Raw genomic sequence first — 15093 nt, 5'->3', positions numbered from 1 at the left:
CCGGCACGGCAGCGGGGCGGGTGCCGGTAGGTCTTCTTTTTTTGCGGAGAGGCGGATTCGGATGGTGGACAGCGCGGCGGGGGATACCCGGCGGGGGAGCGGGCCGCTGGCGGGCCTGCTGGTGGCCGACTTCTCACGGGTACTGGCCGGGCCGTACGCCACCATGCTGCTGGCGGACCTGGGCGCCGAGGTGATCAAGGTCGAGGGGCCGCAGGGCGACGAGACGCGTACCTGGACGCCGCCGGCCCGGGGCGAGACCTCCACCTACTACCTGAGCATCAACCGGGGCAAACGTTCGATCGTGCTGGACCTGCGCGACCCCGCCGACGCCGAGCTGGGCCGTGAGCTGGCGCGGCGGGCCGACGTCGTGATCCAGAACTTCAAACCGGGCGGGCTGGCCAAGTACGGGCTGGACTACCCGAACGTGCGGGCCACCAACGCCGCCGTCGTGTACGCCTCGATCAGCGGGTTCGGCGCGGCCGGCGGCGCGCACCTGCCCGGCTACGACCTGATGGTGCAGGCCATCTCCGGGCTGATGAGCCTGACCGGGGAACCGGACGGCCCCGCGTACCGGGCCGGTATCTCGGTGATCGACGTGATCGCCGGCAACCACGCCACGATCGGCATCCTGGCCGCGCTGCGCCACCGGGACGCCACCGGCGAGGGACAGCACGTCGAGGTGAACCTGCTGTCCTCGGCGCTCACCGGGATGGTGAACCAGAGCTCGGCCTACGCCGCCGCCGGCGTGGTGCCGTACCGGATGGGCAACGCGCACCCGAGCGTCTACCCGTACGAGCCGTTCCCCACCGCCGACCGGGAAATGATCATCGCAGTGGCCAATAACGGCCAGTTCGGCAAGCTGTGCGCGGTGCTCGGCTGTGCGGAGCTGGCCGACGACCCCCGGTTCCGCAACAACAGCGACCGCACGGCCAACCGGGTCGAGCTGCGCCGGCGGCTGATCGAGCGGCTGGCCACCCGCGGTGCCGGCGAATGGTTCGACGCGCTCGTCTCGGCCGGCGTGCCGTGCGGGCCGATCAACACCATCGACGGCGGCTTCCAGACCGCCGAGCAGCTCGGGCTGGACCCGATCGTCTCGGTGGGCGAGGGGGACCGGGCGGTACCCACCACCCGGCACCCGATCCGCTTCTCCGCCACCCCGGTGGCCTACCAGCTGCCGCCGCCGGAGCTGGACGAGCACGGCGTGGAGCTGCGCAAGTGGCTGGGGAGTTACTCGCCCAGGTAGGACATCACGTGCTTGACGCGGGTGTAGTCCTCCAGGGAGTACATCGACAGGTCCTTGCCGTAGCCGGACTGCTTCACCCCGCCGTGCGGCATCTCGGCCACCAGCGGGATGTGGCAGTTCACCCAGACACAGCCGGTGTCGATGGCGGCGGAGACCCGCAGCGCGGTGCCGTGGTCACGGGTCCAGACGCTGCTGGCCAGGCCGTAGTCGGTGTCGTTGGCCATCGAGATGGCCTCCGCCTCGTCGGTGAAGGTCTGCACCGTGATCACCGGGCCGAAGATCTCGGTGCGGATCAGCTCGTCGTCCTGGTGCAGCCCGTCGACCAGGGTCGGGGTGTAGAAGAAACCGTCGCCGCCGCCCAGCTCCCCGCCGGTCACCACCCGTGCGTGCGCCGGCGCGCGCTCCACCAGCCCGGACACGTGCCGCAGCTGGTTGGGGTTGTTCACCGGCGGGATGAAGAAGTCCTCGCTGCCGGCCGTCTCGTCGCGGGACAGCCGCACGGTGGCGGCCTGCTCGGCCAGTGCCGCGACCAGGTCGTCGCGGATGCTCGCCGCCGCGATCACCCTGGTGGCGGCGGTGCAGTCCTGCCCGGCGTTGAAGTAGCCGGCGACCGCGATGCCCTCGGCCGCCGCTGCGATGTCGGCGTCCGCGAACACGATCACCGGGGCCTTGCCGCCGAGCTCCAGGTGCACGCGCTTGACCCGGTCGGCGGCGGCGTGCGCGACGGCCTTGCCGGCCGCGGTGCTGCCGGTGATGGACACCATGGCCGGGATCGGGTGCTGGGTCAGCGCGGCGCCGGTCGAACGGTCCCCGCAGACGACGTTGAACACGCCGGCCGGCAGCACGTCGGCGAACAGCTCGGCCATCAGCACCGCACTGGCCGGCGTGGTGTCCGACGGCTTGAGCACGATGGTGTTGCCGGCGGCCAGTGCCGGTGCGAACTTCCAGGTCGCCATCATCATCGGGTAGTTCCACGGCGCCACCGAGCCGACCACGCCGACCGGCTCGCGGCGGATGGTGGAGGTGAAGCCGGCCATGTACTCGGCGCTGGCCTTGCCCTCCAGCATCCGGGCGGCGCCGGCGAAGAACCGGATCTGGTCAACCATCGGCGGGATCTCCTCGGCGAGGGTCAGCGCCACCGGCTTGCCGGTGTTCTCCGCCTCCACCTGGACCAGCCGCTCGGCGTTGGCCTCGATCGCGTCGGCCATCTTCAGCAGATAGTTCATCCGGTCGCCCGGCGTCGTCTTGCGCCAGTCCCGGAAGGCCCGTTGGGCCGAGTTGAACGCGGCGTCGATGTCCGGCCCGGTGGACAGCGGGGCCGAGGCGTACACCGCACCGGTCGACGGGTTGACCACGTCGGTGTAGTTGCCCTCGGCCGGCGGCACGAACTCGCCGTCGATGAAGTTGGACAGCTGGCTCTTCTCGGTCATGGTCGGCAGTCTCCTCCGAAATTCTCGGTGTGGGCGGCTCAGTGGCAGGTGGGGCGGCTGGGTGCCACGTCCAGCGCCGGGTTGTGGTCGAAGAAGCCGGCCGGCTTCAGCCAGAACGAGACCGTGTCGGCCGGCATGATCGGCCAGTCCTCGACCCGGGGCACGTGGTGGATGCCGAACACGTACCAGAGCACCAGGTCGGTGTTCTCGATCGAGCGGTTCGCGGCGGTCCACACCGGCAGCCCCTCGTCGGTGCCGCTCTGGTTCACGAACTCGCCGCACGGCCAGCGCTCGTCGGGGTGGAACGGGGTGACCCACAGCGTGTGGCCGAGCACCTGGGCCCGCTGGAACACCGGCGAGGCCGGGTCCAGCATCGGCGGTACGGCGGCGCCGGGCACCAGCTTGTAGGCCACCGGGGTGCCGACCTTGTTCCGCCGGCCCGGGTTGGTGACCTTCCATGCGCGCTGGGTGGCCCAGTTGCAGTCCTGGCGTCCCTCGTCCTCGGTGCGCAGCGGCCGGCTGCGCTGGGTGAGTCCGAGGCCGTGCGGGTTGTCCGGGCCGATCGGCAGCTGCTCGGTCTCCGAGGCGACCACGGTGTTGTCCGGGCCGTCGACCTCCATGTCGAGGCGGGCGACGATGAAGTGCTGGTGGATCGGCGCGTAGGTCTGGGTGTCCACCACGGTGCCGTAGGGCGGCGGCTCGTCCCCGGCGAACGGCGTAGTCACCATGATCCCGGTGGCCCGCACCTCGCACTCGATGCTGCCGTCCTCGTGCAGCCGCCAGTAGACCAGGTACTCGTAGTTGGCCACGGTGACGTGCATGGACACGACGAGGCGGCGCATCCGGCGGACCTCGGCGCCGGCCCGCTCGTCGACGTGCTTCCACAGCACGGCGTTGTCGTCCTCGTGGATGCAGATCGCGTTGCGGACCAGCCTCGGCTCGCCGGCGCTGTCGTGCAGCACCGCGTCCAGGTAGGTGATCTCGCCGAGGCAGTCGCAGCCCAGTTCGAGTGAGGTGGTCATGAAGCCGAGGCCCCACTCGCCGATGTCGTAGGCGGTGCGCCGGACGTGGTCGGGGGTGGGGTCGCGGTAGGGCACCACCATCTCGGCGAAGGACATCCGGTTGGCGACGGGGCGCCCGGCGTAGGACACGGTGTGCAGCACCAGGCCCTCCCGGTAGTTGAAGCCCAGCCGCAGCGACCAGTTCTGCCAGCTGAGCAGGTGTCCGTCCAGGGTGAACGAGGCGCCGTCGGGTTGGCTGACCTCCAGCGGCCTGAGGTCGGTGCGGGCGGTGTATCCGGGTACGTGCCTGGGGGTGTACTCGCCCTGGACCGGCGGGAACCCCGCGCTCGGGGTGTCCTCGATCTCGAGCAGCGCCATCGTGTTCAGGTCCACGACGAGCTTGAGCCCGCTGATCGGGTGCGCGTAGGGGTTGGAGTCCGGCGCCGCCCGCAGCCACAGGTCGCACCAGCCGATGCGCAGCCCGGTGTACTTCTCCGGGATCAGGTGCGCGCCGTAGGTCCAGACGTCGACCAGCACCAGCTCGGGATCGTCGATGCCGCGCTTGGCCAGCGCCGCGAGAACCTCCGGATGGGAGCGCATGGCCCGGTCGCAGTCGTGCCACTCGTCCACGGTGGCGTTGGGTTGGCGGCCCGGTTGGGCTGCCAGGACTCGACGGTGTTTTCTTCCCCGGCTTCGTTCCCGGTGGTCAGCGACAGCACGGCGACGTAGGCGGAGCCGGTCTCCGTGCTCCACAGCACCACCCGGGCCCGGCGCTCGATCGGGTCGCCGGGCCGGAACTCCCGGACCAGCTGCTTGGCCGGCTCGACGAGCTCGATCGAGGCGATCCGCCACTGGGGCCGGGTTACCTCGCGCTCGCGGCGCAGGATCCGGGCGACCTCGCGGATCTCGTCCTCGGACAGCGGATCCAGCGGGTGAGCAGTCATCGGTGAGCATCTCCTGCCAGGACCATGCACGGAAGTCTGGTGCGGCGGCGGGGGTGTTGGTGCCACGCCAATCTGGCTATTTTCCACCCGGGAGCTGGCCACTTCCGCGGCTACGTGGGTCCTATGTTGGTCCGAACGGACCTGGGTCAGAGGTACATCTCGCGCAGCACCGCTTGGTCGGGCAGCTCGAGCGGGGGCAGCGGCCCGCCGGTGGCCCGGACCAGGATGTGATCGGCCAGAGCCGGGTTGCGGGCCAGCACCGGGCCGTGCAGGTAGGTGCCGATGATCCGCTCGCTCAGCACACCCTCGACGGCCGCCCGGCCGAACGGGGTGGCGCCGTTCCCGATGCCGTCGACGACCTGGCCCAGCGGGCGCGCGTCCCGGCCGAGGGAGGTGGCGCCGCGATGGTTCTCGAACCCGCACAGCTGTCCGACGCCAGGCAGGTGGCACTCCGTGACGATGTTGCCGATGGCCCGGCGACGCCTCGGTCGGGTGGTGATGTCGAGCAGCCCGGCGCCAGGATGGTCGCGGCCGGTGCCGTCCGCCATGGTGTGGCCCAGGATCTGCAGGCCGGCGCAGACCGCGAGGGTCACGCCGCCGCGCTCCATGGCCCGGCACAGCGCCCGGTGGCTGCGCAGCCAGCTCGCGGCGAACAGCTGGGCGGTGTCCTCGCCGCCACCGAGCAGGTAGATGTCGCACCCGGTGGGCGGGTCCTGCCCGGCGGTGCAGCGCAGCACCTCGGCCGGGATGCCGCGCCAGCGCAGGCGCTGCGCCAGCACGGTGGCGTTGCCGGAGTCCGAGTAGGTGCCGAGTACGTCGGGCAGCAGCAGCCCGATCAGGACTGACGAGTCGCTCGTCATGCGTTGGTCAGCGTCATCGCGTCGCGAGGCCTCAGCGCCCGGCACCCAGCCGTTGTTGCAGGGCGTAGAAGGCGGTGTAGTTGGCGACCACGTCGACGTCGCCGGCGGGTAGGTGGTCCAGGGCGGTGAGTGGGTCGGTTTCGGTGTGGTGTTCGAGGTCGGCGTAGCTGAGTCTGATTCCGACGTCGGCGGCGTGGTCGCCGCTGGCCGCGATCGGGCGGCGTCCCAGGGCGGTGAAGTCGACGTCCCAGAGCCAGGAGGTGTCGCGCCCGTCGGCCTCTCGGGCGTTGACCGCGATGACCAGTGGGCGTGTGGTGGCGAGCATGGACAGGGTGGCGGCCCAGCCGGCCGGGTTCTTGGCCAGCAGCAGCCGTAGGGTGTGCCGTCCGTGGGTGACGGCGGCGTAGCGGCCGGCGACCTGGCTCAGCTCGGCGATCGCGTCAGCGGCGCGGGCCGGTGGCACCAGTTCGTGGTGCGCGGCGGCGAGCGCCATCAGTGCGTTGGCGCGGTTGACCCCGCCGGGTAGACCCAGTGACAGCGGGGTGCTCGACTCGGCGTGGCAGGCCGCCTCGCCGTCGAGCCACCAGGTCGGGCGTGGGCGGGCCAGCCCGCAGCCGCAGCTCCAGTGCGCGGTGGCCTCGACGAGTAGCCGCCCGCAGCGGGGGCAGGTCAGCGAGTCCGCCCGCCATTCCGAGCCGGCGGCGACCCAGTGCACCGGGCCGGTGGCGTGGTCGGCGGCCCATACCGTCATCGGGTCGTCGGCGTTGGCGAACACCGCGGTGTCCGGCAGCTCGGCCAGGGCCGCGCCGATGCTGGCCGCGGTGCGGCGTACCTCGGCGGCCCGGTCCAGCTGGTCGCGGGTGAGGTTGAGCAGCACGATCGCGGTGGGGTGGCAGCGGCGGGCCACCGAGGCCAGGTGCAGCTCGTCGACCTCGAGGACGGCCCAGGGCGCGTCCGGTCGCTCGGCCAGCGCGGCGACGGCGCCGTCGGCCATGTTCGAGCCGGAGGCGTTGTGCGCGACCGCGCCGAGGTTGCCCAGGGCGGCGGCGAGCATGTGGCTGGTGGTGGTCTTCCCGTTGGTGCCCGAGACCAGCACCACCCGGCGACCGGCCGCCAGCCGGCGCAGCGCGGACGGATCGAGGGCCAGGGTGACCCGGCCACCGATGATGGAGCCGCTACCCCGCCCGGCCCGGCGCGACAGCGCGGCGACCGCCTGACCGGCGCGCACCGCGGTCGCGGTCCACCGGCCGAGGCCAGCGGGACGGCCCGTCGGGGCAGCGAGGATCTGAGGCGGCGACTCGACAACTCTGGACGTGCTCGTGGTACACCCCACTCGTCAGCAATCCGGCCACGACCGCGGCGGGAGGCTCCTTGCCAGATCCACAGGAACCTCATAAACAGTCTTAGGAACTACACAGGAACCAACGATGCCACGGGCGATCGGCGACGCTCCGTGCGGGTGTTATCTCAAAATCTCGCGAGGCCCGCGCAAAGTGGCTGGTCAGCGGGTGAACGGAGAAACTTTCCGCTGAGAGCGGTCACAGTCAGCGATCAAAGTTGGGCCGTTCGGCCGACGCGCGGGTGCCCGGGGAACGAGGTTCCCGGGGCACCCGATGCGGTCGTCTGAGGTGGTCTAGTCGTCCACGAACGGGTCGTAGTGGATGCGCTCCAGCGGCAGGCCGGCGGTGAGCAGCGCTCCGACGGTGGCGCGCAGCATCGCGGGGGAGCCGCTGACGAGCACGTCACGGTCCGCCCAGGTCCGGTGCCGGACGACGGTCTCGGCGAGCTGACCGATCTCGGGACCGCTGACCGGCGGCGGCTCCTGCACCACCGGCACCACGTCGAGCCAGCGGTTCCGGTAGGACATCGAGCGCAGGTTGTCCAGTGCGTGCAGGCCCTCCCAGGAGCGGGCGCCGTAGTAGACGATCGCGCCGCGGGGCGGCGTCCCGGCGGTCTCCATGCCGTGCAGGATCGCCTGGATCGGTGCGATCCCGGTTCCGCCGCCGATCATCACCAGGCCGCGGTCCGGCGAGATCTGGTCGGGCAGTCGGCCCAGTGCGGGGCCGAGCCGCCAGGTGTCGCCGGCGCGCCCGGAGGACACGATCGCACGGCTCACGCCGCCGTAGCCGACCGCTTTCACCAGCAGCTCGATGGTGCCGTCGGCCCGGGGCGCGGTGGTGGGCGTGTAGTACCGCCACACTCTCGGGCGGTGCGGGGTTTCCACGCTGACGTACTGGCCGGGCCGGTAGGGCAGCGGCGGGTCGGTGCGCACCCGAACCGCCGCCACGTCCCGGTCCAGCCGCTGGTGTTCGATGATCTCCCCGGCCCAGCACGCCGGCGTCGTCTCGGCGCGCGCGGCGGCGGCCATCGTCTCGGCCATGAACTGGTAGGTCTGCGCCCAGGCGGTGGCGACCTCCATGGTCCAGACGTCGCCGGACTCGGCGGCCAGTGCCGTCAGCAGTGCCTTCCCGAAGATCGGGTAGTGCTCGTCGAGCACGGAGAACTTGCGGTGGTCGCGGCCGAGCTGGGCCAGGAACGGGACGAGGTCGTCGGGCCGGTCGAGCGCGCCGACGACGTGGTTGAGCACCCGGGCCAGACGGTCGCGCTGGGACTCCATGCTGATCGGGAAGTACTCGCGCAGCTGGGGGGACCAGGAGAAGAGCACGGCGTAGAACCGGGCGAGGACCTTGTCCAGCCGGGGCGCCATGGCGACGAAGCTGCTCCGGACCAGTTCCGCATTGCGGTTCAGGTCAGGGGGCGGCACGGGGGAGCCGGTCACCGGGACCTGAGCCGCCACGTCGCTGAACGCGACCCGCTCAGCGGACACAACGCCTCACCCCTGCTCGCTCAACGTGTTCATTCCGCCTTGGGGCATCCCTCGGAAGAGCTACCCGGCCTGTCCGCTGCGGCCAGACTAGTGCTCTGGAGGGTCCTCGAGCAGGGCTCATCACCCGATAGTGCGGCTCGATCTTCCAGCCGAGTTGATGTCCCTGTTCTCCAGCACCGGCTCGGGGTAGCCGCGCTCGGCCACCGCGATCATCGCCCTGCCCAGGGTCTCGGTGGTGGTGAGCGAGCCCGGCGCCAGGCGGCGCAGCACCGGGAACAGCGGGCCGGCCACCCGGTAGATCACCGCGTAGAGCCGGGTCTTCGAGGTGACGCCGTGGACCGGTTGGATGACGCCGGGCCGGAAGGCGTAGTTGCGCATCGGCAGCGCCCGCAGCGCGTTCTCGGTGGCACCCTTCACCCGGGCCCACCGGATCCGGCCCTTCTCGGTGCTGTCGGCGCCCTGTCCGGAGACGTAGATGAAGGTCAGGTCCGGGCTTGCCTCGGCGACGGCGGCCGCGGCGGCCAGCGTCAGGTCGTAGGTGAGGCGGTGGTACTCGGCCGCGGCCATGCCGGCCGAGGAGACGCCGAGGCAGAAGAAGCACGCCTGGTAGCCGGCGAGCTGCTCCCGCACCCCGGACAGGTCGGACACGTCGACCCGGACGATCTCGGTGAGCTTGGCGTGCGCGGTGCCGACCGGGGTGCGCCCCACCGCGAGCACCTGCTCCACCCGGTCGTCGAGCAGGCACTCGCGCAGCACACCCTGGCCCACCATGCCCGTCGCGCCGAACAGGATCACCTTCACCGGCCCCCGCCTCCCTGTGATCGACTCATCTTGGCCCCGGACCACTCGAGCACCTCGACCGGATCCCCGACCCGCACGGTGACGCTGGGGTTGTCCGGGATCAGGTTCACCCCGAACCAGGTCTTGCCATCCCACCTGCGGTGCCTTGCCAGGGTGCGCAGCGGCTCCTTGCCGCGCTCGGCGGTGTCCGGGTCGACGGTGGTGAACACGCACCGGGCGCACCGCTTCACCATCCGGAACACGGCGTCGCCGATCCGCACCCGGCGCCAGTCGTCCTCGGCCCATGCCGGTCCGCCGGACACCACGAGGTTGGGCCGGAACCGGATCATCGACAACGGCCCGTCGGCGCCGCCGGAGCCTTCCGCCACCAGGTCGTTGAGCGCGTCCAGCGACTCCCGCGCGGTGAGCAGGAGCGGGTAGCCGTCCGCCAGGGACACCCGGTCCCCGGCCAGGCCGTAGGTGGGGTCGACCGGGCGCACGGTGGGGTCGGCCAGGTACACCAGCCGCACCGGCGCGTCCAGTACCGCGCTGAACCAGGCACTCGCGGCCTCGTCCGCCGGCAGCGCCCGCAGCCGGCTGGCCCACAGCGTCAACTCGACGGGGCGGCCGTGTTCCGGGCTCCGCACCCGCAGGTCGGGCGCGCCGGGCGCCCGCAGCACCAGACCCGCCGGGGAGACGATCTCCGGTGTGATCAGCACGAACCGCGGGTACTCGCGGCCGGTCACCGTCCTGCCGTCGGCGTCGAGGAGTGCCCACCGCCGGTCCCCGGCCAACCCCCAGGGCTCCACCACGGCGGTGTCGACCGGGTGCCCCCGGCACGACTTCACCGGGTAGCGCCAGATGGCGCTCAGCGTGCCCGAGCGGGCGTCCGGGCGAAGCGCCGGCGCCGGTCGGGTCCGTTGTCCGCCGAGCGGGCCGTCGGTTCGGCTCACCTGTCACCTCCGGTCATGCTGCTCACCGCCGCATACCGGTTTTACAGCGCCTACACAGCTTCGGAGATCAATCTGGTCACAGTAGAACCGCATCGGCGGGGGAGGTCACCATGACCGCGATCGAGCAACCCATGCGCGGGGCCGCGTCCGGCTCAGCAATCTGGGTCGCCGTTGACCAGGGGGCACGTCGGTACGGTGCCGACGCTACCGCGTACCGGCGCGACCGCTACCGAATAGCGGTCGCGGTCGCCGACGGCGTCGGCGACAGCCTGGACGCCGCGTGGGCCGGGCAGGTGGCCGCGGACACCGCCGCGCGGGCCGGCGTGGCCGCCGGCGCACTGGAGGCACTGGCCGAGGCGCGGGACGTCGTGGTGTCCGTCGACCCGGCCGGCGCCGGTGACAGCGCGCTGGTGGTGGCGGTCGGCGAGCCGCGGAGCGGGTGGGACATCGCGTGGGTCGGCGACTGCCGCGCCTGGACCTGGCGCGACGGTGCGCTGGTGCAGGCCACCACGGACCACACGCTGGCGCAGGGGATGCGTGCGCTCGGCCAGGACCCGCCGGCGAGCGCGGAGCACATCCTCACCTCCAGCCTGCGGTCGCGGCTGGAACCCGACGGTACCGCGACGCTGCCGCCCGGCCCGCTGCTACTGACCACCGACGGCGTGCACAAGACGCTGGGCCGCGACGAGATCGAGGCCGCGCTGCGCGACGCCGAGCAGGACCCGGCCGAGGCGCTGCTGGCGGCGGCCCGCCGGGCCGGCAGCCGGGACAACGCCGCGGCCGCGCTGGTCAGGGACACCTGGTAACGGGACCAGGACACCGGACACGCCCTAGACTGAGCTGCCACGTGGGCGGGGGGCGCCCTGGGGACACGGCGGGGGGGCGGCGCGCACGATGGGCATCCGCGCGGAGCGCAACAGGACGAACCCCGACCTGGGCGTCCTGTCCGGGCGGCTGCTGTTCGCGGTGCAGAGCGAGCTGTTCGCCTCGCTCGCGGCGAAGGGCTTCGCCGACATCCAGCCCAGGCACGGCGCGGTACTGGCCTACCTCGACCCGCAGGGTGTCCGGGCGACCGAGCTGTCCCGGTTGTCCGGGCAGCACAAGCAGGTCGTGGGCAGCATGGTCGACGAGCTGGAGAGCCTCGGCTACGTCGAGCGCCACCCGGATCCGGCCGACCGGCGGGCCAAGCTGGTCTGCCCGACCCCGAGGGGACTGCGGCTGGTGCGGGCGGCCGACCGGATCATGGCCGGCATCCAGCGGCGGCACGCCGACCGGCTGGGGCGGGAGACGTTCGACGAGTTCAAGAAGTTGCTGATCGAGGTGACCGAGCACCAGCGTCAGTTCAGCTCCTCCTGACGCCGGGCGCCGGCGGTGCGGCTCATCCGCTGCGACTCGGGGGCTCCGCCCGCCGGGTGGTGCCGAGGGCGAGGACCAGGCCCGCCGCGGCCGCGGCGGTGGTGAGCAGGAAGGCGGTCCGGAAGCTCGCCGGGCCCGGCGCCTGGGCGAGCGTGAGCGTCAGGACGGCGACGATGACCGCCCCGGACAGGTACTGCGACGTGGTGAGCAAGGCCCCCGCCGTGCCCTGGTGCGCCGCCGGCACGTCCCGGGTGCCGATGATGAACATGGACGTGTAGATCAGTCCGTGCCCGAACCCGCTGAGCAGCAGCCCGGGGAGCAGGTCCACGGCGTAGGAGTCGCCGTGCAGGGTCAGGGAGAGCCAGAGCAGACCGCCGGTGGCGATGAGAAAACCGCTGGTCAGTACGGTGGACGGGGTGAACCGGCGCACTGCCCGACCCGCCGCCGTGCTGCCCGCGGTCACCAGTACGGCCAGTGGCAGGAACGCCAGTCCCGCGCGCAGCGGCGGATAGCCCTTCGCGGCCTGCAGCAGCAGGGTCAGCAGGTAGAACTCGGAGCCGACGCTGGCCATGTACAGCGCGGTGGCCGCCGCCCCGACCCGCAGCGAGCCGGTGCGCCGCAGCACGGGCTCGATCAGTACGGTGCGCGCGGTCCGCTCGTTGTGCACAAAACCGACGAACAGCAGCAGCGCGAGCCCCAGGCAGCCGACGGTCGGGGTGGCGGTCCACCCCCGCTCCGAGCCCAGAGTCAGGCCGAGGACCAGCGCGAGCACGGTGCCGGTGCCGAGTACCGAGGCGAGCAGCGGGGTGCGGCCGGCCGGCGTCCGCTGCCCGGCGCCGACCCAGGCCGCCGCGCCGAGCGCGCACAGCAGCGTGAGCGGCACGTTGATCACGAAGGTGAGCCGCCAGGACGCGGCGGTGAGCAGTCCGCCGAGGATCGCGCCGGCGGCGAGCCCGGACGCGCCGACCGAACCCCAGACCGCCAGCGCCCTGCTCCGCGCCGGGCCGGTCTAACGTGGTCCCGATGAGGCCGAGCACCGCGGGTTGCAGCAGCGCCGCGCCGAGCCCCTGGGCACCGCGGGCGGCCAGCAGCACCGCCCCGTCCCCGGCCGCGCCGCCGATCGCGCTGGCCACCCCGAAGGCCACCATCGCGACGATGAACAGCCGCTTGGCCCCGACCCGGTCGGTCAGCCGCCCCCCGACGACGAGGAACCCGGCGAAGAGCACGGCGTACGCGCTGACCACCCACTGCGCCAGCGCCGGTTCCAGGTGCAGGTCGGCCGCCACGCTCGGCAGCGCGATGTAGATGATCGAGTAGTCCAGCGCGATCAGGAACTGGGCCGTCGACAGCACGGCCAGCGTGGCCCGTGTCGTCGCGGCCGAGGTCCTGGCAGCCGAAGTCTTGGCGGCCGAAGTCTTGGCGGCCGGGTTCGCGGGCGGTACGGGCATGCCGCCATCGTCGGACGTTCACACTAATGTGAGGGAAAGTCGATTGAGAGGTATCCCGCATGCGCATCGGAGAGCTGGCCGAGCGCACCGGCGTGCCCACCCGCCTGCTGCGCTACTACGAGGAGCAGGAGCTGCTCACGCCGGACCGGGCGGCGAACGGCTACCGCGACTACGCCGAGGCCCTCGTCAACCGGGTCGTCCAGATCCGGGGGCTGCTCGACGCCGGGTTGCCCACCAAGATCATCAAACAGGTGCTGCCCTGCCTGGACAACCCCTGCACGATCCACGTCACGGACGCGACCCCCGACCTGATCGCGACCCTCGAGCGGGAACGCGACCAGATGGACGCCCGGATCAGCTGCCTTGGCCGCAACCGGGACGCGATCAGCGCCTACCTCGACGCCGTCCGCCGCGGGTAGGACTGGCAATGCCTGCCACGGTGGGCCGGGCCGGGGGACCGTGGGGGCATGGTTATCGAACTGGGCACGATCGGCGCGTGGCTCAACCCGGTCCATGGTGACGGGGCGCGCCTGAGGTACGCGGTCGAGGCGGAGGCACTGGGCTACGGCACGGTGTGGCTCGGCCTCGGCGTCGCCCCGGTCCCGGAGCTGGAGCTGGTCGAACGGGTGCTGGACGCCACCGAGACGATCACGGTGGCCACCGCGATCGTGAACATGTGGACCAACGACGCGGCCGAGATCGCCCGGTCGTACCAGCGGATCGCGGCGAAGCATCCGGACCGGTTCCTGCTCGGTGTCGGCGTCGGCCACCCCGAGGCCGTCAAGACGTACCAGCGGCCGATCGACAAGATCGTCGAGTACCTGGACGGGCTCGACGAGGGTGGGGTGCCGGCCTCGCGGCGGGTGCTCGCCGCGCTCGGGCCGAAGGCGTTGGTACTGGCGGCTGATCGGGCCGCCGGGTCGCACCCGTACCTGACGGTGCCCGAACACACCCACCGGGCCCGCGCCGCGCTCGGGCCGGACCGACTGCTGGTACCCGAGCAGACCGTGGTGGTCGAGACCGGCCCGGCGGCCGCCAGGGCGATCGCGCGGCCGTTCCTGCGCACGCCGTACCTCAGCCTGCGCAACTACGTGAACAACCTGCTCAGCCTGGGGTTCACCGAGGCGGACGTGGCCGGCGGCGGCAGTGACCGGATGGTGGACGCGCTGGTACCGCACGGGACGCCGGCGGAGATCGGGGCCAGCGTGTTGCGGCACGTCGAGGCCGGCGCGGACCACGTCGGCATCCAGGTGCTCGCTGGCCCGGGGGCGGACCCGATGCCCGGTTACCGGGCGCTCGCCGAGGTGCTGCTGGGCTGAGTGTGGCCGGCCGCGTCGGGGTCGGGCCGCGCCGGTCACTTCAGTACGTTCACCGCACGCGCGATCACCAGCGCGACCGTGATCAGCGAGACCAGCGACTGGACCAGCATGGTCAGCTTCGCCCACCGGGACAGCGGCATCACGTCGGTGGGGCTGAAGGCGGTGGCGTTGGTGAACGACAGGTAGAGATAGTCCACGAAGCCCGGCTCCCAGTCCGGGTGGGCCAGGTCCGGGGACTGCATCTGGACGAACGCGAAGTCCGGGATGCGGCGCCGCGCGTGGGCTCTGGCGGCCGGCCCACCGCGGTCGAACTGCCAGTACCACAGCGCGAACGAGATGATGTTCGTCAGCCAGACGGCGGCGCCGGTGGACAGCAGCGGGCCGGCCTCGTCGCCGGCGCGGCCGGCCACCAGGTCGGTCGCCAACACCACGGCGGCCCAGGCGTTGGTCAGGCTGATCAGCGAGGTCAGGGTCAGGCTGCCCGCCCGGAGCACGGCGGACTCCCGGTCCAGCCGGGTCGGGTTCGCCGCGATCAGGGCCAGCAGCAGTGCCGCTTCCAGGCTGGGCATCAACCACCTGGACAGCAGGGTCAACCGGTCCGGCAGGGCCAGCTGCAGCGCGATCGCCACCACAACGATGCCGGCGACCGGCCAGCGGCTCTCGCCCCGGGTGGCCCGCAGCCAGGCCGGCACGTGGACCTGCCGAGCGGCGTCGTGCACCCGCTCCGCGCTGTGGCTGAGTGAGTGGGTCACCGTGCTGGTGACCGAGGAGATCGGGTGGTGCCCAGCGCAGATGATCTCCTCGAGCCGACTCAGCTCGGCCCGCACCGAGTTCAGCTGCGCCAGATGGGCGGCGTCCGGCGCGGTCGTCGGGGCTGGTTCGGGGGCGGCCGGACCGGGTGGGGTCGACTCCTCGGTACTCACGGGTGGTGC

At 72.2% G+C, this 15093-nt stretch carries 15 protein-coding genes and 1 pseudogene; 5 read left to right on the top strand and 11 right to left on the bottom strand.

What is annotated here, in order from left to right; translation table 11 throughout:
- Nucleotides 1-61 precede the first annotated feature (61 nt).
- Nucleotides 62-1243, top strand: coding sequence for a CaiB/BaiF CoA transferase family protein (locus ACTXG6_RS27775; RefSeq protein ID WP_445182332.1), 1182 nt, complete (start codon nucleotides 62-64; stop codon nucleotides 1241-1243).
- Here ACTXG6_RS27775 and ACTXG6_RS27770 read toward each other — a convergent pair.
- The 8 genes from ACTXG6_RS27770 to ACTXG6_RS27735 all read right to left on the bottom strand — a co-directional run bounded on the left by ACTXG6_RS27770 (nucleotide 1228) and on the right by ACTXG6_RS27735 (nucleotide 10038).
- Nucleotides 1228-2673 carry an aminobutyraldehyde dehydrogenase gene (locus ACTXG6_RS27770; RefSeq protein ID WP_445182331.1) on the bottom strand — a complete coding sequence of 482 codons (1446 nt, stop codon included), beginning with the start codon at nucleotides 2671-2673 and terminating at the stop codon, nucleotides 1228-1230. The genes ACTXG6_RS27775 and ACTXG6_RS27770 overlap by 16 nt on opposite strands.
- 38 nt (nucleotides 2674-2711) lie before the next feature.
- Nucleotides 2712-4274 carry a primary-amine oxidase gene (locus ACTXG6_RS27765; RefSeq protein WP_445182330.1) on the bottom strand — a complete coding sequence of 521 codons (1563 nt, stop codon included), beginning with the start codon at nucleotides 4272-4274 and terminating at the stop codon, nucleotides 2712-2714.
- Entirely contained in the window at nucleotides 4175-4618 is a 444-nt protein-coding gene (locus ACTXG6_RS27760; RefSeq protein ID WP_445182329.1) for a hypothetical protein, read from the bottom strand. Before ACTXG6_RS27760 ends, ACTXG6_RS27765 begins: the two co-directional genes overlap by 100 nt.
- A 146-nt stretch (nucleotides 4619-4764) precedes the next feature.
- Nucleotides 4765-5478 carry a type 1 glutamine amidotransferase gene (locus ACTXG6_RS27755; RefSeq protein WP_445182328.1) on the bottom strand — a complete coding sequence of 238 codons (714 nt, stop codon included), beginning with the start codon at nucleotides 5476-5478 and terminating at the stop codon, nucleotides 4765-4767.
- 31 nt (nucleotides 5479-5509) lie between these two features.
- Entirely contained in the window at nucleotides 5510-6706 is a 1197-nt protein-coding gene (locus ACTXG6_RS27750) for a MurT ligase domain-containing protein (RefSeq protein WP_445182327.1), read from the bottom strand.
- Between the two features lie 405 nt (nucleotides 6707-7111).
- Nucleotides 7112-8305 (bottom strand): globin domain-containing protein, encoded by a 1194-nt coding sequence (locus ACTXG6_RS27745; RefSeq protein ID WP_445182326.1) that lies wholly within the window; start codon nucleotides 8303-8305, stop codon nucleotides 7112-7114.
- Nucleotides 8306-8425: 120 nt separating this feature from the next.
- On the bottom strand, nucleotides 8426-9106 hold the full coding sequence (locus ACTXG6_RS27740) for an NAD(P)H-binding protein (RefSeq protein WP_445182325.1): 681 nt from the start codon (nucleotides 9104-9106) through the stop codon (nucleotides 8426-8428).
- On the bottom strand, nucleotides 9103-10038 hold the full coding sequence (locus ACTXG6_RS27735) for an MOSC domain-containing protein (RefSeq protein ID WP_445182324.1): 936 nt from the start codon (nucleotides 10036-10038) through the stop codon (nucleotides 9103-9105). The genes ACTXG6_RS27740 and ACTXG6_RS27735 overlap by 4 nt, the downstream gene beginning before the upstream one ends.
- A gap of 110 nt (nucleotides 10039-10148) precedes the next feature.
- On the opposite strand from ACTXG6_RS27735, the gene ACTXG6_RS27730 reads away from it, so the two are divergent.
- Together ACTXG6_RS27730 and ACTXG6_RS27725 are read left to right on the top strand one after the other, a co-directional pair.
- Nucleotides 10149-10844 (top strand): PP2C family protein-serine/threonine phosphatase, encoded by a 696-nt coding sequence (locus ACTXG6_RS27730; protein ID WP_445182323.1) that lies wholly within the window; start codon nucleotides 10149-10151, stop codon nucleotides 10842-10844.
- 88 nt (nucleotides 10845-10932) lie between these two features.
- Entirely contained in the window at nucleotides 10933-11394 is a 462-nt protein-coding gene (locus ACTXG6_RS27725; RefSeq protein WP_445182322.1) for a MarR family winged helix-turn-helix transcriptional regulator, read from the top strand.
- Between the two features lie 22 nt (nucleotides 11395-11416).
- Here ACTXG6_RS27725 and ACTXG6_RS27720 read toward each other — a convergent pair whose 3' ends face one another.
- Both ACTXG6_RS27720 and ACTXG6_RS27715 read right to left on the bottom strand, forming a co-directional pair.
- A complete protein-coding gene (locus ACTXG6_RS27720; protein ID WP_445190123.1) occupies nucleotides 11417-12379 on the bottom strand; it encodes an MFS transporter in 963 nt (320 codons plus the stop codon).
- An 82-nt stretch (nucleotides 12380-12461) separates the two neighbouring features.
- A pseudogene (locus ACTXG6_RS27715) lies at nucleotides 12462-12842 on the bottom strand (MFS transporter); the annotation flags it as partial.
- A gap of 59 nt (nucleotides 12843-12901) precedes the next feature.
- On the opposite strand from ACTXG6_RS27715, the gene ACTXG6_RS27710 reads away from it, so the two are divergent.
- Entirely contained in the window at nucleotides 12902-13261 is a 360-nt protein-coding gene (locus tag ACTXG6_RS27710; RefSeq protein ID WP_445182321.1) for a MerR family transcriptional regulator, read from the top strand.
- Between the two features lie 48 nt (nucleotides 13262-13309).
- The gene (locus ACTXG6_RS27705) at nucleotides 13310-14161 is read left to right on the top strand and encodes an LLM class F420-dependent oxidoreductase (RefSeq protein WP_445182320.1); all 852 of its coding nucleotides are present in this window, start codon (nucleotides 13310-13312) and stop codon (nucleotides 14159-14161) included.
- Nucleotides 14162-14196: 35 nt separating this feature from the next.
- On the opposite strand, the gene ACTXG6_RS27700 is transcribed toward ACTXG6_RS27705, so the two are convergent.
- Entirely contained in the window at nucleotides 14197-15084 is an 888-nt protein-coding gene (locus tag ACTXG6_RS27700) for a hypothetical protein (RefSeq protein ID WP_445182319.1), read from the bottom strand.
- Nucleotides 15085-15093: the final 9 nt, after the last annotated feature.

It is taken from the genome of Pseudonocardia sp. Cha107L01 (assembly GCF_052566575.1).
The sequence above is the reverse complement of the archived record's forward strand: the minus strand, read 5'-3'. Positions and strand labels throughout refer to the sequence as shown.

Excerpts from the sequence above, each read along its gene's own strand:
- ACTXG6_RS27725 (WP_445182322.1), top strand. The coding sequence starts at position 10,933 with ATGGGCATCCGCGCGGAGCGCAACAGGACGAACCCCGACCTGGGCGTC.
- ACTXG6_RS27710 (WP_445182321.1), top strand. The coding sequence starts at position 12,902 with ATGCGCATCGGAGAGCTGGCCGAGCGCACCGGCGTGCCCACCCGCCTG.
- ACTXG6_RS27765 (WP_445182330.1), bottom strand. The coding sequence starts at position 4,274 with ATGCGCTCCCATCCGGAGGTTCTCGCGGCGCTGGCCAAGCGCGGCATC.
- ACTXG6_RS27760 (WP_445182329.1), bottom strand. The coding sequence starts at position 4,618 with ATGACTGCTCACCCGCTGGATCCGCTGTCCGAGGACGAGATCCGCGAG.
- ACTXG6_RS27770 (WP_445182331.1), bottom strand. The coding sequence starts at position 2,673 with ATGACCGAGAAGAGCCAGCTGTCCAACTTCATCGACGGCGAGTTCGTG.
- ACTXG6_RS27705 (WP_445182320.1), top strand. The coding sequence starts at position 13,310 with ATGGTTATCGAACTGGGCACGATCGGCGCGTGGCTCAACCCGGTCCAT.
- ACTXG6_RS27775 (WP_445182332.1), top strand. The coding sequence starts at position 62 with ATGGTGGACAGCGCGGCGGGGGATACCCGGCGGGGGAGCGGGCCGCTG.
- ACTXG6_RS27730 (WP_445182323.1), top strand. The coding sequence starts at position 10,149 with ATGACCGCGATCGAGCAACCCATGCGCGGGGCCGCGTCCGGCTCAGCA.
- ACTXG6_RS27755 (WP_445182328.1), bottom strand. The coding sequence starts at position 5,478 with ATGACGAGCGACTCGTCAGTCCTGATCGGGCTGCTGCTGCCCGACGTA.